A 22,744-nucleotide genomic window follows, 5' to 3' on the forward strand; every position below is an offset into this window, starting at 1 on the left:
CTCAGCGGACCCCGAGGAAAGGCGCCCCCATGACCGACTCCCCCTCCCTTCCCGCCGTCAGCCGCGAATGGCACCTGCTCAGCCGCCCGGTCGGCTGGCCGAAGCCGGAGGACTTCGCCCTGGTCGAGGCCCCGGTCCCGGCGCCCGGCGAGGGACAGGTGCTGGTGCGCAACGAGTACCTCTCCGTCGACCCGTACATGCGCGGCCGGATGAGCGCCGCCAAGTCCTACGTCGCCCCCTTCGAGCTGGGCAAGGTCATGCAGGGCGGCGCCGTCGGCGAGGTCGTCGCCTCCAACGCCGAGGGCATCGCCGTCGGCGACCACGTCCTGCACTTCTTCGGCTGGCGCGAGTACGCCGTCGTGGACGCGGAGAACGCCGTGCGGGTCGACCCCGGGGCCGCGCCGCTGTCGGCGTACCTCGGCGTGCTGGGCATGACCGGGCTGACCGCCTACGCCGGGCTGCTGCGCACCGCCGCCTTCAAGGAGGGCGACGCGGTGTTCGTCTCCGGCGCGGCCGGGGCGGTGGGCAGCCAGGTCGGGCAGATCGCCAAGCTGAAGGGCGCCTCGCGGGTCATCGGGTCGGCCGGGTCCGCCGAGAAGGTCAGGCTGCTGCTGGACGAGTACGGCTTCGACGCCGCCTTCAACTACAAGGACGGGCCGGTGGGCGAGCAGCTGCGCGCCGCCGCGCCGGACGGGATCGACGTCTACTTCGACAACGTCGGCGGCGACCACCTGGAGGCCGCGATCGGCTCCCTCAACCGCGGCGGCCGGATCGCCGTCTGCGGCATGATCTCCGTCTACAACGCCACCGAGCCCGCCCCCGGCCCGAAGAACCTGGCCCGGCTCATCCAGACCCGCGGCCGCATCGAGGGCTTCCTCGTCGGCGACCACTACGACCTCCAGCCGCGGTTCGTCGAGGAGGTCGGCCCCTGGGTGCGCTCCGGCCGGCTCAAGTACCGCGAGACGGTCGTCGAGGGCATCGAGAACAACCTGGAGGCCTTCCTCGGCGTCCTGCGCGGCGACAACACCGGGAAGATGATCGTCAAGCTCTGACGCCTCTTCCGGCGACCCGCCGGAGGCGGACGCCGCCGCGGCCCGCGCCCCCGCCGGGGAGGCCCGCGGGATCCGCCCCGCGCCGGAAGGCGGGGCCCGCGGGGGCGTCACCGTGACGCCCGCCCGGGCGTGTTCGTTGCGTACGGCGAAGGCCGCGCCCTTGGACGTGGGGCGCGGCCTTCGCCGTACCCGCGGGGCGGCGGTCCATGACGCGGGAGGCCGTGTTCCGGCCAGGCCGCGCCCGCGGATCCGGCCGTGCGGGCCCCGCGGGAACCCCCGCTCCGGCACGGGTGGCCGGGACCTTTCCCCGGGATCCGGCCGGATCCGCGGCGGGCGCGTCGAAACCGGTTCCCGAAACTCTCGAAACCGTTGTGCGTTCGACCCATTGACACCCCCCGCGCCCCGTCCTTACTGTCACGCCAGCATTTCGAACGTGTGACGAAATTTCGAACGCTGGAATCTCGCACACACGCCGCAGAGCCGACGAAGTCGAAGAAACCAACGAAGCCGACGAAGCAGCAAGGGGCAACTGCCGTGCGCATCACCGGAATCAGCACACACGTGGTCGGGACGCCGTGGCGCAACCTGACGTACGTCCAGGTGCACACCGACGAGGGAGTCACCGGAGTCGGCGAGACCCGGATGCTGGGGCACACCGACGCCCTCCTGGGCTATCTGAAGGAGGCCGAGGTCAACCACATTCTCGGCTCCGACCCGTTCGCCGTCGAGGACCTCGTGCGCCGCATGAAGTACGGCGACTACGGCCGGGCCGGCGAGATCGTGATGTCCGGCATCGCCGTGATCGAGATGGCCTGCTGGGACATCAAGGGCAAGGCCCTCGGCGTGCCCGTCTGGCAGCTGCTGGGCGGCAAGGTCACCGACAAGGTCAAGGCCTACGCCAACGGCTGGTACACCACCGAGCGCACCCCGGAGGCCTACCACAAGGCCGCCCAGCAGGTCATGGCGCGCGGGTACCGGGCGCTGAAGATCGACCCCTTCGGCACCGGGCACTTCGAGTTCGACCACGAGCAGACCCTCTACGCCGTCTCCCTCATCGAGGCGGTCCGGGACGCCATCGGCCCCGAGGCCGAGCTGATGCTGGAGATGCACGGCCGGTTCTCGCCCGCGACCGCGGTGCGGCTGGCCAAGGAGATGGCGCCCTTCAAGCCGGCCTGGCTGGAGGAGCCGGTGCCGCCGGAGAACCTGAAGGCGCTGAAGAAGGTCGCCGAGAAGGTGGACCTGCCGGTCGCCACCGGCGAGCGCATCCACGACCGGATCGAGTTCCGCGAGCTGTTCGAGGACCAGTCCGCCGACATCATCCAGCCGGACGTCGGCCACATCGGCGGCATCTGGGAGACCCGCAAGCTGGCCGCGACCGCCGAGACCCACTACATGCTGGTCGCCCCGCACAACGTGGGCGGGTCGGTGCTCACCGCCGCCTCCCTCCAGGTCGGCTTCACCTCCCCCAACTTCAAGATCCTGGAGCACTTCAACGACTTCGCGGACGCGGAGATCAAGAAGGTCGTCAAGGGCGCCCCGCAGGTCGACCCCAAGGACGGCTGCTTCCACCTCTCCGACGCCCCCGGCCTCGGCGTCGAGCTGGACACCGACGCCGCCGCCGAGTTCCCGCAGCAGCAGGCCCGCTTCGACCTGTGGGCCGAGGGCTGGGAGCAGCGCAAGCCGAAGGCCACGAAGTGAGCCGGCCGCAGGACCCGTCCCCCCGCGGGAGGAGACCGTGAGCACCGCCGTCGTCATCGAGGCGCCGGGCGCGCACCGGCTCGTGGCGCACGAGCCCCGCGAGCCCGGTCCCGGCGAGGCCCTGGTCCGGGTGCACGCCGCCGGGATCTGCGGCAGCGACCGCGAGGTGTACCAGGGCAACCGGCCCCCGGGGTACGTCCGCTACCCGCTCACGCCCGGCCACGAGTGGTCCGGGACCGTCGAGCGGGTCGGCGCCGGCGTCCCCGGGTCGCTGGTCGGCCGCAGGGTCGTCGGCGAGGGTTTCCGCAACTGCCAGGTCTGCGACCGCTGCCACGCGGGCGAGACGACCCTGTGCCGGGCCGGCTACGAGGAGACCGGGTTCACCCAGCCGGGCGCCATGGCCGCCACGCTCACCCTGCCGGCCCGCCTGCTGCACGTGCTGCGGGACGACTGCGACCTGACGGCGGCGGCCCTGCTGGAGCCCGCCGCCTGCGTCGCCGCCGCCGCGCTCAAGGCGAACGCGCTGCCCGGCGAGAAGGTGGCCGTCGTCGGCACCGGCACGCTGGGGATGTTCGCCGTGCAGTTCCTCAAGGCGAACTCGCCGGCCGAGCTGCTGGTCGTCGGCACCCGGCGGGACCGCGAGGCGCTGTCCCGCGCCTACGGCGCCACCGACTTCCGCACCAAGGACCAGGAGCTCCCCGACGACGTCGACGTGGTGATCGAGACCGCCGGGTCGGCCGACGCCGCGCGGATCTCCGCGGGGCTGCTGCGGCGCGGCGGGCGCCTGGTGCTGACGGGCATCCCCGCGCCGGGCGCCGACGGGCTCGACCCGACCGACCTCGTCGTGCGGCAGCTGGAGGTGCACACCGTCTTCGGGGCGCCGCCGGACGCCTGGGCGCACACGGCGCGGGCCTTCGGGGCCGGTCTGCTCGACCCGCTGCCGCTGGTGACGCACGAGCTGCCGCTCGCCGAGTTCCCGCACGCCATCGAGCTGGTGGGGTCCGGCGACCCGAAGGTCGGCAAGGTGCTGCTCCGCCCCTAGCCGTACGCCGGTACGGGGGCGACCTGACGGCCCCCGTACCGGCGTACCTCCGGGGCCCCACGGCCCCTTCCCACCCAGAGCCGCGAACCCCGTCCGACACACCGAACACGAAGGACACCTTGTGACCGACGCATCCGCCCCGGCAGCCCGCAGGCCCGGTGAGCACGTGCTCACCCCGCTCGGCCTGGGCGCGCCCGCCCTCGACCCCGCCGACGCCTCGCCGCACTCCTTCCCCGGCGGCGGCCGCTGGCGCACCGAGATCCCCTCGTGCGAGGGGCCCGAGGCGCTGGCGGTGGTCCTGAAGGAGGCCTCGCGGCTGGACGTGCCGATCCACCGGATCAGCCAGGGCAGCGGCGTGTGGATGCTGACCGACGCCGAGATCACCGAGATGGTCGAGGCCACCGGTGAACGCGACATCGAGCTGTGCCTGTTCACCGGCCCGCGCGGCACCTGGGACATCGGCGGCTCGACCCGGACCGATTCGCGCGGGGCGGGCCTGCGGGCGCGCGGCCACGACGCCGTCGCCGGGTGCGTCGAGGACGCCGTCCGGGCGACGGAGCTGGGCGTCAAGTGCCTGCTCGTGGCCGACGAGGGCGTGCTGTGGACGCTGCACCGGGCGCGCGCGGCCGGCCTCCTGCCGGCCGACACCACGCTGAAGGTCTCGGCGCTCATCGGGCCCGTCAACCCGGCCTCGTTCGCGGTCTACGAGAACCTCGGCGCCGACTCCATCAACGTGCCCAGCGACCTGACGCTGGATCACCTCACCGAGATCCGGCGGGTGTCGGCCGCCCCCATGGACATGTACATCGAGGCCCCCGACGACCTCGGCGGCTATGTGCGGATGTACGAGGTCGCCGAGCTCATCCGGCGCGGCGCCCCGCTCTACCTGAAGTTCGGCCTGTCCAAGGCGCCCGGGATCTACCCCTACGGCCACCACCTGCGGGAGCTGACCCTGGCCACCGCCCGGGAGCGGGTGCGGCGCGGCCGGCTCGCCCTGGACCTGCTGGCGCGGCACGGGGCGGACGGCGACATGGCGCCGCTCGGCTCCCGGCTGCCGGGTGAACTGCGCCGGTTCGAAACGTCGTCATAACGTTCCGGAAACTCGGCTTCACAGAAGCAGACACAGCCGCGCACAATCCCACACACCTGCTCTCGGTCTCTCCCTGCCCCTCCCCCGCAGCGCCGTCGCACCACCAGCAGCAGCACCAGCAGCGCCATCAGCACCACGCCGCACCACAGGCCGAGCCCTGCACACACATCAAGGATGATGATCATGCGTAACCGCAGAGCCGCACTCGCCGCCCTGGCCGCAACCGCCTCCCTCGCCCTCACCCTGTCCGCCTGCGGCCAGAACAGCGAGGGCGGCAGCGAGGAGGACTCGGGCGGCGCCAAGGGCGCCACCATCGGCATCGCGATGCCGACCAAGTCCTCCGAGCGCTGGATCGCGGACGGCAACAACGTCAAGAAGCATCTGGAGTCCAAGGGCTACGAGACCAAGCTGGTCTACGGCGAGGACGACCCCGACCAGCAGGTCTCGCAGATCGAGAACCTGATCACGCAGGGCGTGAAGGCGCTGATCGTCGCGGCGATCGACAACAAGTCGCTGAACAACGTGCTCCAGCAGGCCAAGGACGCCGACATCCCGGTGATCTCCTACGACCGGCTGATCCTCGGCACCCAGAACGTCGACTACTACGCCTCCTTCGACAACGAGAAGGTCGGCGAGCTGCAGGGCACGTACATCGTCGAGAAGCTCGGCCTGAAGGGCGGCGCCGGCTCCTCGTCGAAGGGCCCGTTCAACATCGAGCTGTTCGCCGGCTCCAACGACGACAACAACACCCGCTACTTCTTCCAGGGCGCGATGAACGTCCTGCAGCCGTACATCGACAAGAAGCAGCTCGTCGTCAAGTCCGGGCAGACCCAGCTCAACCAGGTCACCACCCTGCGCTGGGACGGCGGCACCGCGCAGAAGCGCATGGACGACATCCTGACCTCCAGCTACAAGACCGACCGGGTCGACGCGGTGCTCTCGCCCTACGACGGCATCTCCATCGGCATCCTGTCGGCGCTGAAGTCGGACGACTACGGCTCCAAGGCCAAGCCGCTGCCGATCGTCACCGGCCAGGACGCCGAGGTCGCCTCGGTGAAGTCGATCGTCGCGGACGAGCAGTCGATGACCGTCTACAAGGACACCCGCGAACTCGCCAAGGTGGCCTCCAACATGGTCGACGCGCTGCTGAACGGCAAGAAGCCCGAGGTCAACGACACCAAGACCTACGACAACGGCGCGAAGGTCGTCCCGGCCTACCTGCTGGAGCCGGTGGCTGTCGACAAGTCCAACTACCAGAAGACCGTCGTCGACTCCGGTTACATCAAGGAAAGCGACCTCAAGTAACCGCCGCATCCTAGGGATTGGAAGGCACGACCATGGCGGGACCCGTCCTGGAAATGCGCTCGATCGTCAAGACCTTTCCCGGCGTCAAGGCGCTGTCGGACGTCACCCTGACCGTCCGTCGGGGCGAGGTCCACGCCATCTGCGGGGAGAACGGCGCCGGCAAGTCGACCCTGATGAAGGTCCTCTCCGGAGTCCACCCGTACGGCAGCTACGAGGGCGAGATCCTCTTCGAGGGGGAGGTCTGCCGCTTCAAGGACATCCGGGCCAGCGAGGAGCGCGGCGTCGTCATCATCCACCAGGAGCTGGCCCTGGTGCCGTACCTGTCCATCGCGGAGAACATCTTCCTCGGCAACGAGCACGCCAGGCGCGGCGTCATCAGCTGGCGGGAGACGCTCCGGCACGCCACCGAGCTGCTGCGGCGGGTCGGCCTGAGCGACCACCCCGACACCCGGGTCGCCGACATCGGCGTGGGCAAGCAGCAGCTCGTGGAGATCGCCAAGGCCCTGGCGAAGAAGGTGAAGCTGCTCATCCTCGACGAGCCGACCGCCGCGCTGAACGACGAGGACAGCGGCAAGCTGCTGGACCTGATCCTGGAGCTGAAGAAGCAGGGCATCACCTCGATCATCATCTCCCACAAGCTCAACGAGATCCGCCGGGTCGCCGACTCGGTGACGATCATCCGCGACGGGCGCACCATCGAGACGCTGGACGTGAAGGACCCGGGGACCACCGAGGACCGGATCATCAGCGGGATGGTCGGCCGCGACCTGGAGCACCGCTTCCCGGAGCGCACCCCGCACGAGCCCGAGGAGGGCGCGGCGCCCGCCCTGGAGATCCGGGGCTGGACCGTGCACCACCCGATCGACCAGCAGCGCAAGGTCGTCGACGACGTCTCCCTGTACGTCCGGCGCGGCGAGATCGTCGGCATCGCGGGCCTGATGGGCGCCGGCCGCACCGAACTGGCGATGAGCGTCTTCGGCCGCACCTACGGCCGGTACGCGGGCGGCACGGTCCTGAAGGACGGCCGGGAGATCCGTACCAGGACCGTCCCGGAGGCGGTCGGGCACGGCATCGCCTACGTCACCGAGGACCGCAAGCACTACGGCCTCAACCTCATCGACACCATCAACCGGAACATCTCGCTGACCGCCCTGAAGAAGGTCGCCCGGCGCGGTGTGGTCGACGAGCACGAGGAGCGGCAGGTCGCCGAGGGCTTCCGCAGGTCCATGAACATCAAGGCGCCGACCGTCTTCGAGCCGGTGGGCAAGCTGTCCGGCGGCAACCAGCAGAAGGTCGTCCTCAGCAAGTGGATCTTCTCGGGTCCGGACGTGCTGATCCTGGACGAGCCGACGCGCGGCATCGACGTCGGCGCCAAGTACGAGATCTACACGGTCATCGACCAGCTGGCCGCCCAGGGCAAGGCGGTCGTCTTCATCTCCTCCGAGCTGCCCGAGCTGCTCGGCATGTGCGACCGCATCTACACGATGGCCGCGGGGCGGCTGACCGGTGAGTTCTCACGGGCCGAGGCCTCACAGGAATCGCTGATGCGTCAGATGACGAAGGACAAAGAGGTAACCCGATGAGCACGGATGTGACCGCCAAGACGCCGGCTCCCGCGCCGGCCGGCAAGGGAGGGGCGGCCACGGGTGACGGCGGCCTGCTCCGGCTGGTGCTGGACGGCATGCGCCGCAACATGCGCCAGTACGGCATGCTGATCGCCCTCGGCCTGATCGTGGCGCTGTTCGCCGTGTGGACCGACGGCGACCTGCTGCTGCCGCGCAACGTCTCCAACCTGGTGCTGCAGAACAGCTACATCCTGATCCTCGCGATCGGCATGATGCTGGTGATCATCGCGGGCCACATCGACCTGTCGGTCGGCTCGCTCACGGCGTTCGTCGGGTCGATGGCCGCCGTGTTCATGGTCAAGAACGACATGCCGTGGCCGCTCGCGGTGGTGCTGTGCCTGGCGGTGGGCGCGCTCGCGGGCGCGGTGCAGGGCTTCTTCATCGCCTACGGCGGCATACCGTCGTTCATCGTGACCCTGGCGGGCATGCTGGTCTTCCGCGGGCTGACCGAGATCTTCCTGGAGGGGCAGACGCTCGGCCCGTTCCCGGAGGGGCTGCAGAAGGTCGCCAACGGCTTCCTGCCGGAGGTCGGCCCGGAGACCAACTACCACAACCTCACGCTGCTGCTCGGCTTCGCGCTGATCGCGTTCGTGGTCCTGCAGGAGATCCGCGACCGCCGCCGCCAGCAGGAGTTCTCCCTGGAGGTCCTGCCGGTCAAGCTGTTCCTGCTGAAGCTGGTCGCGCTCGGCTCCGCCGTCCTCGTCCTCACGCTGCTGCTGGCCAGCTACAAGGGCACCCCGATCGTGCTGCTGGTCCTCGGCGTGCTGCTGGTCGGCTTCGGCTACGTCATGCGCAACGCGATCATCGGCCGCCACATCTACGCCATCGGCGGCAACCTGCCCGCGGCCAAGCTGTCGGGCGTGAAGGACAAGAAGGTCACCTTCCTGGTCTTCCTGAACATGGGCATGCTCGCGGCCCTGGCGGGTCTGGTCTTCGCCGCCCGCTTCAACGCGGCCTCCCCCAAGGCCGGCCTCAACTTCGAGCTGGAGGCGATCGCGGCCTCGTTCATCGGCGGGGCGTCGATGAGCGGCGGTGTCGGCACCGTGCTCGGCGCGATCATCGGCGGTCTGGTCCTGGGCGTGCTGAACAACGGCATGAACCTCGTCGGCATCGGCACCGACTGGCAGCAGGTCATCAAGGGCCTGGTGCTGCTGGCGGCGGTCGGCTTCGACGTGTGGAACAAGCGCAAGGTCGGTTCGTAGGTCCGTCGGGCCCCGCCGGAAGGCGGGGCCCTTCCTCTTCCTGAAGCAGGAGCCGCACATGGACATGAGCAGACGCACGGTCATCGCGGGAGCCGCGGCGGCGGGCATCGCCGCCACCGCCCTCGGCGGCGCCGCGCACGCCACGGGAGGCAGGAAGCCGGTGAGGACGCTCTTCGGCACGCTCGCCGACGGCACGGAGGTCCACCGCTGGTCGCTGGAGAACGGCGGCACGCGCCTGAAGGTCCTCTCCTACGGCGGCATCGTGCAGTCCCTGGAGATCCCCGACCGCCGCGGCCGGTACGCCAACGTCTCCGCGGGCTTCGACGATCTGGCGGACTACGTCGCGAAGTCCCCTTACTTCGGCGCCCTGATCGGCCGCTACGGCAACCGCATCGGCAAGGGCCGCTTCACCCTGGACGGCACGGCGTACCAGCTCTCCGTCAACGACGGCGAGAACAGCCTGCACGGCGGCGCGCAGGGCTTCGACAAGCGGGTGTGGGACGTCGAGCCGTTCACAGCGGGCACGGACGTCGGCCTGCGCCTGTCCTACACCAGCGCCGACGGCGAGCAGGGCTACCCCGGCACGCTGAAGGCGGAGGTCACCTACACCCTCACCCGGCACGGCGACTGGCGCATCGACTACGCGGCCACCACCGACAAGGCCACCGTCGTCAACCTCACCAGCCACGTCTACTGGAACCTGGCCGGCGAGGGCAGCGGCAGCATCGAGGACCACGAGCTGACCATCGCCGCCTCCCGCTACACCCCCACCGACGCGGGCCTGATCCCCACCGGCGAACTGGCGAAGGTCGCCGGCACCCCCTTCGACTTCCGCCGCGCCAAACCGGTCGGCCGGGACCTGCGCGCCGCCCACCCGCAGCTGATCGCCGCCCAGGGCTTCGACCACAACTGGGTGCTGGACAAGGGCGTCACCGCCCGGCCCGAGCACGCGGCCACCCTGCGCGACCCCGCCTCCGGCCGCACCCTGCGGATCGCCACGAACGAGCCCGGCCTGCAGTTCTACTCCGGCAACTTCCTGGACGGCACGCTGACGGGCACCTCCGGCCGCACCTACCGCCAGGGCGACGCGCTCTGCCTGGAGACCCAGCACTTCCCGGACTCGCCGAACCAGCCGTCGTTCCCGTCGACCGTGCTGCGGCCGGGGCAGACCTGGCGGACGACGACGATCCACTCGTTCGGGAACTGAACCCGCCTCCCGCGCGCGCCGGTTGAACGACACCTCCGCCGTCCCCGTACGAAGGGGCGGCCCGTGCTCCCCCGCGGGCCGCCCGGGACGACGGGCCCGGCCGTCCCCGCCCGGCCCGACGCGGCCGGGCCGGGCGGGTGGAGCGCCCGCGCAGGCCGCGGCGGGTCACGCCGGGTCCGGCCGCCCCTGCCGGCAGGCGTCGTTGCGCCGGGCCCGCCGCCGCGCGCCGGCGCCGTCGGCGGCCGGCGGGGTCAGTAGGCGACGGGCCATCCGCTGCTCCAGTCCAGGAGGTTGATGCCGAGCTTGGGCGTGCCGTTGTCGTTGCCGTCGTAGTAGTGGTAGACGATCAGGTCCCCGTCGGCGTCGCTCATGATCGACTGGCCGCCGGGGCCGATGACGCCGCCGTGCGACTCCAGCACGGGCGTGCCGCCGTTGTCCGTCAGCGCGACGCCGTTCCTGTCGCGGTACGGGCCGGTGACGCTGGTGGCGCGGCCCACCTTCACCTTGTACGTGGAGCTGGTGCCCGCGCAGCAGGTGTCGTACGAGGCGAAGAGGTAGTAGTACCCGTTGCGCTTGACGATGAAGGGCGCCTCGACGGCCTTGGTGCCGGTGGGCCGGGAGGCGAGCGAGTGCCGGGTGGTGTCGGAGGAGAGCTGCTTCCCGGTCGACGGGTTGATCCGGATCATCTTGATCCCCGTCCACCAGCTGCCGAAGGACAGCCACCACTTGCCGTCGTCGTCGACGAAGAGGTTGGGGTCGATGGCGTTGTAGTCGCTGGAGGAGCCGGAGGTGTAGACGACGCCCTGGTCGGTCCAGCTGCCCGCCAGGCCGGTGGTGGAGGTGGCCAGCCCGATGGCCGAGGTGTTCGAGCCGAACGAGGAGACGGAGTAGTACATCAGGTACTTGCCGCCCCGGTAGGAGATGTCGGGCGCCCAGGCCTCCGGGACGGAGGAGTAGGTGCGCCACCAGCTCGGCCGGGAGGAGAACGCGTCCGCGCTCGCCGCGAAGGCGGTCCGGTCGGACGAGGTCTTGCCGGCGATGCCGCCGCCGGTGGCGTAGAGCAGGTACTGGCCCGACGAGGTGCGGATCATGGTCGGGTCGTGGGTGACGACGGAGCCGGTGACGCGTCCGGGGTTGGGGTACGCCGACGCCGTGGTGGGGACCAGGGCGAGCAGGGCGGCGGCGGGGAGCGAGAGCAGGGCGGTGCGCCGGCGGAACGTGCGGGCGGCGCGGGTGGTCCGGGGCGTGCGGGAGGTGCGGCTCATGCGGGTCCTCCTTGCGGATGGGGGAGGCGCGTTCGGCATGTCCGATATACCGAACGGCGATCGCAAGTTCGAACGGACCGTAGAATCGAACCCCTTGCGCGTCAATGGTTCGCGCAGCCCCGGTCTCCCCCGGGCCCGCTCGGGACCCGGGGGGCGTGCCGCCGTCCCGGCGGCCGGCTCAGTGGTCGTTCGCCAGGTGCAGCTTGAGCAGGTCCACGCCGTAGTCGCCGCCGTTGGGCGTGCGGACGATGGTGTGGATGTGCTGCTGGGTGGGCGTGCCGCCCATCATGCCCGCGCCGCCGCCGGGGCCGGCGCTGCTGTTGCCGCCGCCGGACTCGTTGCCGTAGGCCAGCGGGGACTGGGCGTCGTACTCGATCAGCACCACCGGGCTGTGCACGCGGTAGTAGAACGCGGAGGAGTCCTCGGTCTCGCCGAGCCAGTAGAAGTAGGTCTCGTCGATGTGCTCCGCCACCTCCTCCAGCTTCACCGCGGCGTGGCCCGCGTCCATGTAGCCGACGTACACGCCGACCAGGTCGAGCAGCTTCCGCTTCTGCGCGGCGGTCATCTTCGAGCCGGGCAGGCCCGCGTAGGGGAGCTTCAGGTTGTCCTGGCCGGCGCCGGCGACCATGTCGGTGCCGCTCTTGTCCTTGTCGGAGTCGATGGCCTGGGCGCGCTGCGCGTCGGTCAGCGAGCGGATCATCGCCAGACCCGCCTCGGTCTCCGGCTCGAAGAGGGTGATCTTCTCGCCCTGGTAGGTGGCGGAGGTCGGCTCCGAGCCCATGAAGGTCGGCGTCATGACGACCTGGTCGCCCAGGACGAAGTAGTTGATGGCGACGTGGTGGCCCTCGAACTGGAAACCCCAGGGCTTGGTGGTGGAGGGCGTGCCCATGAAGGTGAAGTAGTAGTGGCCCTCGGTGAGCGTCTCCTTGCCGCCGCCGTTGTAGTCGCCGAGGAACGCGTTCAGCTTCATGATGTTGCGCGTCTGGGTGAGCCCGTCCGCGGAGAGCGCGGCGCCGAGCAGCGCGTAGCCGAGGTCGCGCTGCGCGTCGGTCAGGTCGCCCATCCGGGCGCCCTCGCGCTGGTAGCCGTCGACGTTGCTCCAGGCCAGCCACTCGTCGTCGTCGACCTCGAAGACGCAGGCCTTGCGCTCCTTGCCGGTCAGGCCGTCCAGGAAGGCCTGCGCGGCCTGCACCACCTTGTCGGTGGAGACGTCCGTGGAGTGGATGGAGTACAGGCCGTCGACGACCTTGCCGTCGGTGGTGACGCCCACGAAGTCGGCGTACTTGACCTCGGTCGCGCCCGGGCCCATGCCGTTGCCGCCGGGCATCCCCGACGGCATGCCGCCGGGAGCGGCGGAGGACGAGGCCGTGCTCGCCGTGCTCCCGGAGCCCGCGGAGCATCCGGTCATGGCCGCCACCGCGGCGGCGCCGCCGAGCAGCAGCGACCGGTTCATGAACCAGCGGCGGGTGCGCTCGGTCTCGGGGGTGCGTGATCTGTGTCCGTGCATGGGCCCAGACTGTCCGGCCCACCTGAGACTCCGGTCGGTGAAGCCTGTGAGCGAGCCGTGCGGCCGTGCCCCCGTCCGCGGGCGCCGTCCCGGCCGGCTCCGGTCACCGGCGATCGTCCGGGGGGCCGTTCCGCCGGTCCCGCTCGTTCCCCCGTTCCAGGCGGTCGTTCCAGGAGCCCGGTGTCCGTGCTGTTCAGCGGCCGTTTCCGCGTTCCGGCGTCCCGTGCTGCCGGTGGCTGGTGGCGGGCGGGACGGATCACCGCACAGGCTGAGGCCGTCCCGGCAGCCCGCCGGGCGATCCCGACTCCCGTACGGAGATTCCGATGCGTCCACGTCTCGCCTCCCGCTCCGCCCGCCTGGCCCTGACCGTCGCCGCCGCCGCGACCCTGGCCACCACGACCGCCGCGACCGCCCTCGCCGACAGCGGCGCCGCCCCGCGCGGGAACGGCGTGGGGCAGTCCTGCGGCACCAACGACCTGTCGTTCACGCTCAGCACGCGGACACAGGCCGGCGGCTACTTCCTCGTCACCGCCAAGGCCCTGCCCGGCATCACCTGCTACCTGGAGGGCACCTTCCCGTCCGCCGCCTTCGGCTCCGCCGCCGACACCCACGTGACCCCCGTCGAGCAGAGCGTGGGCGAGACCATCAAGCTCTCCGGCTCCACCGCCGCCTACGCCGGGATCAGCCCCAAGAGCACCGGCTCCGACGGCGGCAGGGAGTTCGGCCAGCTCTTCGTCGCCGTCGCCGGCTACGAGGCCGACGCCGTCGCCTTCCGGCTCGCCGAGCCCGTCCTGGTCGACCAGCCGGTGGCCACCAACTGGCACGCCGACCCCGCCGACGCCGTGCCCTACACCGGCTGACCCCCGGCCCGGCCCCGCCCCCCCCGCCCCGGGGGGCGGGGGGGGGGGCCCCGGGCCCGGTGTGCGGGACTCGTCGGCCGGTCCGGGGGCCGGTGGCGTCGGGGCGGGCCGGCATCGCGCCCCGGCCGCACGGTGGCTCCCGCGGCGGCTTCGAAGCGGTTCCCGACGTCACGTGCGGGGCCGTCCGTGAGCGGTCGTCGGCCACGCCAGGTCGACCTCGGCCCGGACGGTCTTGCCGGGCGGCTCGCGGTCCACCACCGCCCAGCGGTCGGCGAGTGCGTCGACCAGCGGCAGGCCGCGGCCGTGTTCGTCCAGGGGCCGCGGGGGCCGTACGGCGCCGGGGACCGGGGGACGCAGCTCGGTGCGGGTGTCGGTGACCTCGGCGCGGACGCGCGCGCCTGCGCCTGCGGTGAGGAGCGTGAGCGTCAGCTCGAAGTCCCGGCCGGGGACGCGGCCGTGGGTCACGGCGTTGGCGGCGAGTTCGGCGACGATCACGGCGATCCGGTCCGAGGCGTCGGTGCCGTAAGGGACGCCCCAGGTGTGCAGTTCGCGCACGGCGAGGTGCCGGGCGAGGCGGGCGCCGCGCGGGGTGGCGCTGAGCCGCTGGGTGAACACACGTACGGTGACCGGGCCCGGGTCGGCGGGAGGTGCTGTCATGCGCCCAATCTGACGGGCCGGCAGGGCACTTCTCCAGGTCGGCGGCGCGTACGCCGCGACGGCGTACGCGGTCACGCGCTGGACGGTACCGGCTACCGACCGCGACCATGCCGTCGGGAGGTGACCGACAGTGGTCGATGGCGCGGTGGGAACGGGTGGCGAGCCGGAGCCGTCCGACAGTCTGCGGACGTTCGGGGCGGTGGTCCAGGGCCTGCGCGAACACGCCGGGCTGAGCAGGGAGGAGTTCGGCGAACTGGTCCGCTTCTCCAAGCACACGGTGGCGTCCGTGGAGCTGGGGCGGCGGATGCCGGACCCGGTGTTCGTGGAGCGCGCCGAGGAGGCGCTGGGGATGGCCGGCGTCCTGCGGAAGGCGGCGGGGCGCCTGGAGCGGCAGCCCGGGCTGGCGGCCTGGTTCCGGCGGTGGGCGCGGCTGGAGGCGCTGGCGATCACGCTGTACACGTACGAATGCCGCCTGGTTCCGGGGTTGTTGCAGACGGAGGCGTACGCGCGCCAGTTGTTCGTCGATGAGTTGCCACCGCTGGGCGACGAGCAGATCGAGGCTCAGTGGGCGGCGCGTTCCGAACGGCAGCGGCTGTTACGGGAACGGCCCAACACCACCTTCAGTTTCATCCTCGAGGAGCACCTGTTTCTCAGGCATACCGGTGGTGTGGAAGTCACCCGGGAACTCATCGACCACATAGTGGCGATCACGGAGCTGCGGAACATCGAAATCCAGGTCATGCCGCTGGTACGGGAGTCGCATGCCGGGTTGCATGGCCCGCTGCAGTTGCTGGAGACGCCGGAAAACCAGTGGTTCGCCTACCTCGAAGGCCAGCAGAGTGGTCAGTTGATCAATGACCGCAAAGTAGTCAGCGTGCTCCAAAGGAGGTATGCCAGGATGCGTGCACAGGCTCTTTCCCCTGAATGCTCCGTGAGCCTGTTGCGACGGATGCGAGGAGACTTATGAGCACCAGCGGTCTGGCCTGGTTCAAGTCCACCTACAGCAGCAGCGGCTCCGGCGACTGCGTGGAGGTCGCCCTCGCCCCCGCCACCGTCCACGTCCGCGACTCCAAGGACGAGCAGGGCCCCCGCCTCGCCCTCTCCCCCTCCGCCTGGGCCGACTTCCTCACCCACGTCGCCAAGTGACGGCCGGGGCCGGCCGGTGCGGGCCCGGTCTACCGGTTCGCGGCTTCGCGAGAGGCGATCCGGTACGTGCGACCGACCGCGCGGCCCACCGCGTTGCGCACCGCGAGGCCCGGCCGGGTGCGGGGCACCAGGAGCCTGGAGAGCAGACCGACACGTCGCTGCCGCGGACCCACCTCGCGGCGGAGCCGCGACTCGTAGGCGGCGAAGGCGCGGACGTGATCACCGGGATGGGCGGCGAGCTCTTCCGCGAGGGCGTACGCGCCCGCCATCGCCATGCTGGACCCGTCGCCCAGCAGGGCTGTCGCCGCCGCCGCGTCCCCGAGCAGTACGACCCGTCCGCGGGACCACGAGGGCACCCGGACGGTGGTCAGGGGGTCGAAGAACGGAGCCGGGTGGTCGAGGAACGCCGCCACGAGTTCCGGTGCCCGCCACGGCACGTCGGCGTAGGCGTCGGCCACGGTCTTCTTGTGAAGGGCGATGTTCTTGCGGTCGTGGGGCGCCGGCTGTGCGGCCCGGAAGGTGAAGATCGCCAGCGGAGTGGTCCGCGAGGGGTGGACGACCAGCATCCGGTTCGGCACGGTCAGCATCGTCATCTCACTCGGGTCCTCGACGGCGTCGGGTTCCAGCGGCACGGTCGCGCCGTACAGGCCCAGGTCGCTCGCGAACTGCCGCTCGGATCCGAACACCAGGCGCCGTACGGTGGAGTGCACCCCGTCGGCACCGACCACCAGGTCGAAGCGCCGTGGCGCGGACCGCCGGAAGGTGACGTCGACCCCACCTGCGTCCTGGTCGAGAGCGGTGACCGTGTCGTCGAACAAGAACTCGGCCTCGGCCTGCGCCGACCGGTGGAGCACCTCGGACAGGTCGGCTCGGGTCACCTCGACCACCGGCGCCTTGTCGGAGGTGAGCGGCAGTTGCAGGATTCGCCTGCCGCCGGGGTCGAGCAGGGTCAGCGACCGATTGCGGGTGGCGAGCCCGCGAAGCTGCGGGAGGATGCCCATGCGGTCGGCGACCGGGATCGCGGGCCCCTTCACGACGATCGCGCTGCCGCCGGAGCGCAGCTGCCGGGCATGTTCGACGACCGTCGGCCGGTATCCCTTCCGGGAGAGCCAGTACGCGAGTGCGGGCCCTGCAATTCCGGCACCGACTATCAGCACCTCGGGCTTCTTCATGACGATGACCTCTCGGAGTGTCGATGACCAGGTCCCGGCAAGCGCCGGGCCGGGTCCCGGGGAGCGGCGGCACGGGGCAGCGCAACCGGAACAGAGGTACGAGAAATTTCGTACCTCAGTGGAGCACATCCTTCAGGTACGATTCAAGTCGTACCTGAAGGGAGTGCCGCGTGGCCGGGAAGAACCTGGTCGGCCCGGAGGCCGACGCGCTCGATCTGGGTGCGGTGTTCCGCGCCCTCGCCGACGAGCACCGTCGTTCGGTGGTGACGCAGTTGGCCGCCGACCGCAGCGACAACGAGCGGGGCTGCAACTCGTTCGATCTTCCGATCTCCAAGCAGACCCAGACCCACCACTTCCGCGTCCTGCGCGAGGCAGGTCTCATCGACGAGATCGACTACGGCAACCGCAAGGGCATCCGTCTACGACGCGCGGACATCGAGAAGAGATTCCCCGGGCTGCTCGCCCTCCTGGGAGCAGAGCCCCCGGGCGGTGCCGCTCCTCACTGAGCACAGCTGAGCACACCGGAGGACAGTGCGGGTCAGCCCTGGGCCGCGAGCTCGACCGCATCCAGCTCGCGCCCGGCTCGCAGGTGGCCGAGCACGACGCGGGCACGGAGGGGACCGGTGTCGCTTCGGCCACCGTCGCGGCGCCGGACATCGGCGTGGTGCCGATGTCCGGCGAGGCGGACCGCGGCGGACGCGGCGGACGGGCCGGCGCCCACGGTCGGCACCGGCGTGGTGGAGGTCACGCCGCGCAGGCCGCGCCGAGGCCGCGGTCCACGAGCTGGTCCCGAAGCCGCGAGGGCGAGCGGAACCGGCGTGCGCACGGGCAGGTCCCGTCCTTCCCGGGCTTCTCCACCGGTTCGGTGGGGCGGGCGACGGGACGGCACGCCAGGGCATCACCCGGTGGACGGCACGAGGACGCTTCCGGGCACCCGGGCCGCTACGGGTTCTCCCACGCCGCCGGCTCCGCCGCCAGGCGCCGTACCGGCTCGGGCAGCGCGTCCGCCGCGAGGTCGGCGACGGTGACGCCCTCCAGGACGCGGCGGACGCTGGCGCGCAGGGCGATCCACAGCGGCAGCAGCGGCTGCGCGGTGCCGGTGTAGGACAGGCCGGTGGGCCGCTCGCCGCGCACGGACACGATCGGGCCGTCGACGGCGCGGATCACGTCCGCGACGGTGATGTCCGCGGCGGCGCGCGCCAGCCGGTAGCCGCCGTTGCCGCCGCGCCGGCTGTCGACGATCCCGCCCCGCCGCAGATCGCCGAGGATGCCCTCCAGAAACTTGTGCGGGATGTCCTGCGCGGTGGCGACGGCCTCCGCCTTCACGGGGCCCTGGTCCTGCCGTACGGCCAGCTCCAGCACCGCCCGCACCGCGTAGTCCGCCCGCGCCGAGATCCTCATACGACCATTCTGGGGTGCCGGGCCGTACACAATGGCCGGGCACGGGATTCGGCACTCGGGCCGACACGGGGACCCGGCGCATCACCCGGCACATCGCGCGGCACGCGCGGCAGCCGCGAGAGGACAGGCAACAGGAGGCGCTCCCTTGGGGCTCAGCAGACGTACATTCGGCGCCCTCGCCGGCACCACGGTCCTCGGTCTCGCCCTGGGCGGCAGCGGCGGGACGGCGACCGGGCCGTCCGGCGACGGGCGGGTGCGCATCGGCCGCGACCGGTACGCGCTGCTGGTCGACGGCGAGCGGCTGGTGCTGCGGGCGGGCGAGGCGCACCCCTTCCGGCTGCCCAGCCCGTCCCTGTGGCGGGACGTGCTGCAGAAGATGCGCGCCCACGGCTACAACACGGTCCGCGTGCCCGTCCCGTGGCTGCACCACTCCCCCGCGCCCGGCCGCCACGACTTCACCGGCGTGCGCGACCTGGACCTGTTCCTGCGGATGGCCGCCGAGACCGGCCTGTACGTGATCCTGCGGCCGGGCCCCTACCTCGGCGCCGACCTCGACGGCGGCGGCCTGCCCGGCTGGCTGACCGCGTCCGGGGTCCGGGCGCGGACCGCCGACCCGGCGTATCTGCGGCACGCCGACGCGTGGCTGACGGCGGTGAACGACATCGCCGTCCGGCACCTGCGCACCAACGGCGCCGGCCCGGTCCTGCTCTACCAGATAGAGAACCCGGGCGGCCCGGACCCGGCCGCCCGCGCCTACCGGGAGCACCTGCGCCGCAAGGTGCGCGCCGACGGCATCGACGTGCCCCTGCTGCACGACCCGGCCGGCGACGGCCCCGGCGGGCGGCCCGATCCGTGGGGCGGGGCGGGCTACGGGCAGGTGCGCCGGGAGCGGGACGCGGCGCACCTGCGGCGCCTGCTGCTGACCGGCCTGGCCGACGGGGACGCCCTGCCCGAGGCGGACCTGGCGTTCGGCGGCACCTCCTGGGGGTGGCTGCCGGCGCCGGCGACCTACACGTCGTACGACCGGGCCGCGCCGATCGACGAGGCGCGCAGGCCGACCGCCGCGCTGGCCCCGGCGCACCAGCTCGGGCACCTGCTGCGCTCCGTGCCCGGCTTCGCCCGCCTGGAGCGGGCGGCGGACGCGCCGGCCTCGGACGGCCGGATCACGGTGCGCCACCTGGCCGATCCGGACACCGGCGCCCACGCCTACGTCCTGCGCAACGACTCCGCGGAGCGGGTCACCGCCACGCTGCCGGGCACCGGGATCGGGACGCCGGTGACCGTCGCCGCCCGGGACACCCGGCTGCTCGTCGCCGGGCTGCGGCTGGGCGGGCGGAAGCTGCTGTACAGCACCGCGCAGCCCATGCTGTTCCTGAACGCGGGGCGGCAGGACGTCGCGGTGTTCGCGGGGCGGCGCGGCGAGCTGGCGCAGGTGGCGCTGGAGTGCCCGAGCGAGCCGACGCCGATGCGGCTGGACGTGGAGCCCGCGTGGTCCTACGGCGACGGGCGGCTGCACGTGACGGTGCCGCTGGGGGTCGGCGGGCTGGCCCGGGTGCGGGTCGAGGGCGGCGGGTCCGACCGGCCGCTGCTGCTGCTCTTCGCCGACGACGCGACCTCGCTGCGGCTGTGGCCGTACGACACCCCGTCCGGCCCGGTCCTCGTCTACGGCCCGGCGCTGCTGCGCGGGGTCCGGCTGGACGGCGCCACCGCGCACCTCACCGGCGACACGACCGGGCCGACCGGCCTGGAGGTGTGGGGGCCGCGCGGCCTGACCCGCGTGACCTGGAACGGGAGCGCGGTGCGCACCCGGATCAGCGCCTCCCAGAGCCTGCTGGCCGAGCGGATGCTGCCCGGGGTGGGCGAGGTGGCGCTGCCCGCGCTGGACGGCTGGCGGCGGCGGACGGAGAACCCCGAGGCGGCGCCGGACTTCGACGACTCGGCGTGGCCGGCCGCCGACCGGACCGCCGCCTCCGGCGGCACGCCGGCGCCGGACGGGCAGCCGGTGCTCCTCGCGGACGACTACGGCTTCCACCACGGCGACGTCTGGTACCGGGCCCGCCTCACGGACGCGTCCGGCCTGACGAAGGTGTCCCTCGCCTACCGCACCGGCACGCTGGGGCTGCTGATGGCCTGGCTGGACGGCACGCCGCTGGGCACCCACCGGATGCCGGCGCCGGACGGCGGCACGGCGGACCGGGGCAGCTGGACCGCGACGGCCGCCTTCCGGGTGCCGAAGAGGCTGCGCGGGCGCGCCGGGCACGTCCTGTCCGTGCTCGTGCGGCCCATGCAGCGCGACGGGGAGGGCACGGCCCGCGGCCTGACCGCCGTCGCCTTCGAAGGCGCCTCCCCGCGGGCGAGCTGGCGGATCCAGGGGCGGGCCGCGCCCGACCCGGTGCGCGGGCCGCTGAACAACGGCGGGCTGTACGGGGAGCGCGCGGGCTGGCACCTGCCCGGGCACGACGACGGCGACTGGGAGCCCGCCGAGCTGCCGCGCGCCGACCGGCGGCAGGGGGTGACCTGGTACCGGACCGCGTTCCGGCTGTCCGTGGACCCGGGCGTCGACGCCTCCGTCGGGCTGGTCCTGGACGACGACCCGGAGCGCGCCTACCGCGTGCAGGTCTTCCTCAACGGCTGGAACCTGGGGCAGTACGTCAACGACGTGGGTCCGCAGCACACCTTCGTCCTGCCCGGCGGCGTCCTGCGCACCCGCGGCGCCAACACCCTGGCCCTGGCGGTCCTGTCCGACGGGACCACCCCCGCGGGTCCCGGGCGGGTCCGGCTGGCGCTGCTGGGGGCGGCGGCCGGCGGGGTGCCGGTGCGGGCGGTGTGACCGGCCCGCCCCGGGCGGCGGGTACGGCGGCGCCGTGCCCGCCGCCCGGAGGCGCGCCGGGCGGCGGTGTCACGCCAGCCGGATCACGTTCCAGGACAGCGGCTCCAGGACGGCGGTCAGCCGGCCGCCGTCCAGGGCGGTGCCCTCGACCGCGTGCGGGGTGACCCGCTCGGGGTCGTCGAGGGTGTTGCGCGCGTCCGGGTCGGCGTCCGCGAGCGCGCTGTGCTCGACGACCGACGTCAGGTCGAGGCCGTGGAGGGCGACGTCGAGCGGCAGCGGCTCGGTGCGGGAGCGGTTGACGGCGAAGACGGTGACCGTGCCGTCCTCGGCGCGCACGGCGGTGGCGTGCAGCAGGTCGGCCTCGCCGTACTTGTCCGTCCGGTACGTCGGCGAGTCCACGCGCACGTCGAGGACCTCGCCGCGGCCGTACCGGGACGCCTGGGCGAACGGGAAGAACGTCGTCTGCCGCCAGGCGGGGCCGCCGGGCTCGGTCATGATCGGGGCGATGACGTTGACGAGCTGGGCGAGGCAGGCGACGGTGACGCGGTCGGCGTGCCGCAGCAGGGCGATGAGCAGGGAGCCGAAGACGACGGCGTCGGTGACGCTGTAGCTGTCCTCCAGCAGGCGGGGCGCCTCGGGCCAGTCGTCCTGCGCGAACGTCGTCGCCTGCTCCTGCCAGCGGGACAGGTACCAGACGTTCCACTCGTCGAAGGACAGGTTGATCTTCTTCTCGGACTTCAGCCGGGCGCCCACGTGGTCGCAGGTGGCGATCACGTTCTCGATGAAGGACTCCATGTCGACGGCGGAGGCGAGGAAGGAGTCGACGTCGCCGTCGAGCGGCTCGTAGTAGGCGTGCAGCGAGATGTAGTCGACGAGGTCGTACGTCTCCTGGAGGACCGTCGCCTCCCACGCCGCGAAGGTGGGCATCGACTGCCCGGAGCTGCCGCAGGCGACCAGTTCGACGGACGGGTCGGCCTGGCGCATGGCGCGGGCGGTCTCGGCGGCGATGCGGCCGTACTCCTCGGCGGTCTTGTGGCCGGTCTGCCAGGGGCCGTCCATCTCGTTGCCCAGGCACCACAGCCGGATGCCGAAGGGGTCCTTGTCGCCGTGGGAGACGCGCAGGTCGGACAGGGCCGTGCCGGCGGGGTGGTTGGCGTACTCCTGGAGTTCGAGGGCCTCGGCGACGCCGCGGGTGCCGAGGTTGACGGCCAGCATGGGCTCGGCCTGCGGGCCGACCTTCCGCAGGAAGGCGATGTACTCGGACAGGCCGAAGCGGTTGGTCTCGGTGGAGTGCCAGGCGAGGTCGAGGCGGCGCGGGCGGTCCTCGACCGGGCCGACGGAGTCCTCCCACCGGTAGCCGGAGACGAAGTTGCCGCCGGGGTAGCGGACTGCGGTGACGCCGAGTTCGCGGACCAGTTCCAGGACGTCCCGGCGGAGGCCCGCCTCGTCCGCGGCGGGGTGGTCCGGTTCGAAGATGCCGGTGTAGACGCAGCGGCCGAGGTGCTCGACGAAGGAGCCGAACAGGCGGGGGTCGACCGTGCCGACGGTGAAGGCGGGGTCGAGGGTGAATCGGGCGGTTCGCATGGGCGCCTTTCGGAGTGCGTGACGGGTGATGCGCGGGCGGATGCGGGTGCGGGTCGTGCGGGGTCCCCGCGCCCCGGGCGGTGACCGGCCGGGGGCGGGGC

20 protein-coding genes are annotated in these 22,744 nt (G+C 72.3%); 13 read left to right on the forward strand and 7 right to left on the reverse strand.

Annotated features, from left to right (window positions below; translation table 11 throughout):
• The first annotated feature begins 29 nt into the window (after positions 1 to 29).
• From ACIBAI_RS00670 to ACIBAI_RS00705, 8 genes are all read left to right on the forward strand, one after another.
• Positions 30 to 1,052, forward strand: coding sequence for an NADP-dependent oxidoreductase (locus tag ACIBAI_RS00670; protein ID WP_399030224.1), 1,023 nt, complete (start codon positions 30 to 32; stop codon positions 1,050 to 1,052).
• Positions 1,053 to 1,586: 534 nt separating this feature from the next.
• Positions 1,587 to 2,750, forward strand: a complete 1,164-nt coding sequence (locus ACIBAI_RS00675) for a mandelate racemase/muconate lactonizing enzyme family protein (protein ID WP_399030225.1) — start codon at positions 1,587 to 1,589, stop codon at positions 2,748 to 2,750.
• Positions 2,751 to 2,787: 37 nt separating this feature from the next.
• The gene (locus ACIBAI_RS00680; RefSeq protein WP_399030226.1) at positions 2,788 to 3,792 is read left to right on the forward strand and encodes a zinc-binding dehydrogenase; all 1,005 of its coding nucleotides are present in this window, start codon (positions 2,788 to 2,790) and stop codon (positions 3,790 to 3,792) included.
• A 121-nt stretch (positions 3,793 to 3,913) separates the two neighbouring features.
• Complete coding sequence (locus ACIBAI_RS00685) at positions 3,914 to 4,882, forward strand: hypothetical protein (protein ID WP_399030227.1); 969 nt, start codon at positions 3,914 to 3,916, stop codon at positions 4,880 to 4,882.
• 183 nt (positions 4,883 to 5,065) lie between these two features.
• Positions 5,066 to 6,187, forward strand: a complete 1,122-nt coding sequence (chvE, locus tag ACIBAI_RS00690) for a multiple monosaccharide ABC transporter substrate-binding protein (protein ID WP_399030228.1) — start codon at positions 5,066 to 5,068, stop codon at positions 6,185 to 6,187.
• Positions 6,188 to 6,219: 32 nt separating this feature from the next.
• Complete coding sequence (gene mmsA / locus ACIBAI_RS00695) at positions 6,220 to 7,770, forward strand: multiple monosaccharide ABC transporter ATP-binding protein (RefSeq protein ID WP_399030229.1); 1,551 nt, start codon at positions 6,220 to 6,222, stop codon at positions 7,768 to 7,770.
• Positions 7,767 to 9,014 (forward strand): multiple monosaccharide ABC transporter permease, encoded by a 1,248-nt coding sequence (mmsB, locus tag ACIBAI_RS00700; RefSeq protein ID WP_399030230.1) that lies wholly within the window; start codon positions 7,767 to 7,769, stop codon positions 9,012 to 9,014. Before mmsA ends, mmsB begins: the two co-directional genes overlap by 4 nt.
• A gap of 58 nt (positions 9,015 to 9,072) precedes the next feature.
• A complete protein-coding gene (locus tag ACIBAI_RS00705) occupies positions 9,073 to 10,221 on the forward strand; it encodes an aldose epimerase family protein (protein WP_399030232.1) in 1,149 nt (382 codons plus the stop codon).
• A 251-nt stretch (positions 10,222 to 10,472) separates the two neighbouring features.
• Here ACIBAI_RS00705 and ACIBAI_RS00710 read toward each other — a convergent pair whose 3' ends face one another.
• The gene (locus tag ACIBAI_RS00710) at positions 10,473 to 11,486 is read right to left on the reverse strand and encodes an arabinan endo-1,5-alpha-L-arabinosidase (protein ID WP_399030233.1); all 1,014 of its coding nucleotides are present in this window, start codon (positions 11,484 to 11,486) and stop codon (positions 10,473 to 10,475) included.
• 178 nt (positions 11,487 to 11,664) lie between these two features.
• Positions 11,665 to 12,993, reverse strand: coding sequence for a DUF3500 domain-containing protein (locus tag ACIBAI_RS00715; protein WP_399030234.1), 1,329 nt, complete (start codon positions 12,991 to 12,993; stop codon positions 11,665 to 11,667).
• A gap of 323 nt (positions 12,994 to 13,316) precedes the next feature.
• Here ACIBAI_RS00715 and ACIBAI_RS00720 point away from each other — a divergent pair, with 323 nt between their 5' ends.
• Positions 13,317 to 13,853: a DUF4232 domain-containing protein gene (locus ACIBAI_RS00720; RefSeq protein WP_399030235.1), complete on the forward strand. Its 537-nt coding sequence runs from the start codon at positions 13,317 to 13,319 to the stop codon at positions 13,851 to 13,853.
• 168 nt (positions 13,854 to 14,021) lie between these two features.
• Here the strand turns inward: ACIBAI_RS00720 and ACIBAI_RS00725 are convergent, their stop codons facing one another.
• Positions 14,022 to 14,510, reverse strand: coding sequence for an ATP-binding protein (locus ACIBAI_RS00725; protein WP_399030236.1), 489 nt, complete (start codon positions 14,508 to 14,510; stop codon positions 14,022 to 14,024).
• A 130-nt stretch (positions 14,511 to 14,640) separates the two neighbouring features.
• Between ACIBAI_RS00725 and ACIBAI_RS00730 the strand changes: the two genes are divergently transcribed.
• Positions 14,641 to 15,477 (forward strand): Scr1 family TA system antitoxin-like transcriptional regulator, encoded by an 837-nt coding sequence (locus ACIBAI_RS00730; RefSeq protein WP_399030237.1) that lies wholly within the window; start codon positions 14,641 to 14,643, stop codon positions 15,475 to 15,477.
• A complete protein-coding gene (locus ACIBAI_RS00735; protein WP_344606820.1) occupies positions 15,474 to 15,656 on the forward strand; it encodes a DUF397 domain-containing protein in 183 nt (60 codons plus the stop codon). The genes ACIBAI_RS00730 and ACIBAI_RS00735 overlap by 4 nt, the downstream gene beginning before the upstream one ends.
• Before the next feature lie 29 nt (positions 15,657 to 15,685).
• Here ACIBAI_RS00735 and ACIBAI_RS00740 read toward each other — a convergent pair whose 3' ends face one another.
• Complete coding sequence (locus ACIBAI_RS00740; RefSeq protein WP_399030238.1) at positions 15,686 to 16,828, reverse strand: FAD-dependent monooxygenase; 1,143 nt, start codon at positions 16,826 to 16,828, stop codon at positions 15,686 to 15,688.
• A 170-nt stretch (positions 16,829 to 16,998) separates the two neighbouring features.
• Between ACIBAI_RS00740 and ACIBAI_RS00745 the strand changes: the two genes are divergently transcribed.
• On the forward strand, positions 16,999 to 17,334 hold the full coding sequence (locus tag ACIBAI_RS00745; protein WP_344606824.1) for a winged helix-turn-helix domain-containing protein: 336 nt from the start codon (positions 16,999 to 17,001) through the stop codon (positions 17,332 to 17,334).
• A gap of 32 nt (positions 17,335 to 17,366) precedes the next feature.
• On the opposite strand, the gene ACIBAI_RS00750 is transcribed toward ACIBAI_RS00745, so the two are convergent.
• Together ACIBAI_RS00750 and ACIBAI_RS00755 are read right to left on the reverse strand one after the other, a co-directional pair.
• On the reverse strand, positions 17,367 to 17,576 hold the full coding sequence (locus tag ACIBAI_RS00750) for a hypothetical protein (RefSeq protein ID WP_344606826.1): 210 nt from the start codon (positions 17,574 to 17,576) through the stop codon (positions 17,367 to 17,369).
• A gap of 194 nt (positions 17,577 to 17,770) precedes the next feature.
• Positions 17,771 to 18,229 carry an Rrf2 family transcriptional regulator gene (locus tag ACIBAI_RS00755; protein WP_344606828.1) on the reverse strand — a complete coding sequence of 153 codons (459 nt, stop codon included), beginning with the start codon at positions 18,227 to 18,229 and terminating at the stop codon, positions 17,771 to 17,773.
• A gap of 145 nt (positions 18,230 to 18,374) precedes the next feature.
• On the opposite strand from ACIBAI_RS00755, the gene ACIBAI_RS00760 reads away from it, so the two are divergent.
• Complete coding sequence (locus tag ACIBAI_RS00760) at positions 18,375 to 21,059, forward strand: beta-galactosidase (protein ID WP_399030240.1); 2,685 nt, start codon at positions 18,375 to 18,377, stop codon at positions 21,057 to 21,059.
• A gap of 69 nt (positions 21,060 to 21,128) precedes the next feature.
• Here the strand turns inward: ACIBAI_RS00760 and ACIBAI_RS00765 are convergent, their stop codons facing one another.
• Positions 21,129 to 22,643, reverse strand: a complete 1,515-nt coding sequence (locus tag ACIBAI_RS00765) for an alpha-N-arabinofuranosidase (protein ID WP_399030241.1) — start codon at positions 22,641 to 22,643, stop codon at positions 21,129 to 21,131.
• Positions 22,644 to 22,744: the final 101 nt, after the last annotated feature.

This window comes from Streptomyces sp. NPDC051041 (assembly GCF_044456065.1).
Classification (GTDB): Bacteria; Actinomycetota; Actinomycetes; order Streptomycetales; family Streptomycetaceae; genus Streptomyces; species Streptomyces glaucus.

What these genes read in the sequence shown, in the direction of transcription:
- ACIBAI_RS00765 (WP_399030241.1), bottom strand. Translation starts at nt 22,643, where the DNA reads ATGCGAACCGCCCGATTCACCCTCGACCCCGCCTTCACCGTCGGCACG.
- chvE (WP_399030228.1), top strand. Translation starts at nt 5,066, where the DNA reads ATGCGTAACCGCAGAGCCGCACTCGCCGCCCTGGCCGCAACCGCCTCC.
- mmsB (WP_399030230.1), top strand. Translation starts at nt 7,767, where the DNA reads ATGAGCACGGATGTGACCGCCAAGACGCCGGCTCCCGCGCCGGCCGGC.
- ACIBAI_RS00740 (WP_399030238.1), bottom strand. Translation starts at nt 16,828, where the DNA reads ATGAAGAAGCCCGAGGTGCTGATAGTCGGTGCCGGAATTGCAGGGCCC.
- ACIBAI_RS00735 (WP_344606820.1), top strand. Translation starts at nt 15,474, where the DNA reads ATGAGCACCAGCGGTCTGGCCTGGTTCAAGTCCACCTACAGCAGCAGC.
- ACIBAI_RS00715 (WP_399030234.1), bottom strand. Translation starts at nt 12,993, where the DNA reads ATGCACGGACACAGATCACGCACCCCCGAGACCGAGCGCACCCGCCGC.
- ACIBAI_RS00670 (WP_399030224.1), top strand. Translation starts at nt 30, where the DNA reads ATGACCGACTCCCCCTCCCTTCCCGCCGTCAGCCGCGAATGGCACCTG.
- ACIBAI_RS00725 (WP_399030236.1), bottom strand. Translation starts at nt 14,510, where the DNA reads ATGACAGCACCTCCCGCCGACCCGGGCCCGGTCACCGTACGTGTGTTC.
- mmsA (WP_399030229.1), top strand. Translation starts at nt 6,220, where the DNA reads ATGGCGGGACCCGTCCTGGAAATGCGCTCGATCGTCAAGACCTTTCCC.
- ACIBAI_RS00755 (WP_344606828.1), bottom strand. Translation starts at nt 18,229, where the DNA reads ATGAGGATCTCGGCGCGGGCGGACTACGCGGTGCGGGCGGTGCTGGAG.
- ACIBAI_RS00705 (WP_399030232.1), top strand. Translation starts at nt 9,073, where the DNA reads ATGGACATGAGCAGACGCACGGTCATCGCGGGAGCCGCGGCGGCGGGC.
- ACIBAI_RS00710 (WP_399030233.1), bottom strand. Translation starts at nt 11,486, where the DNA reads ATGAGCCGCACCTCCCGCACGCCCCGGACCACCCGCGCCGCCCGCACG.
- ACIBAI_RS00720 (WP_399030235.1), top strand. Translation starts at nt 13,317, where the DNA reads ATGCGTCCACGTCTCGCCTCCCGCTCCGCCCGCCTGGCCCTGACCGTC.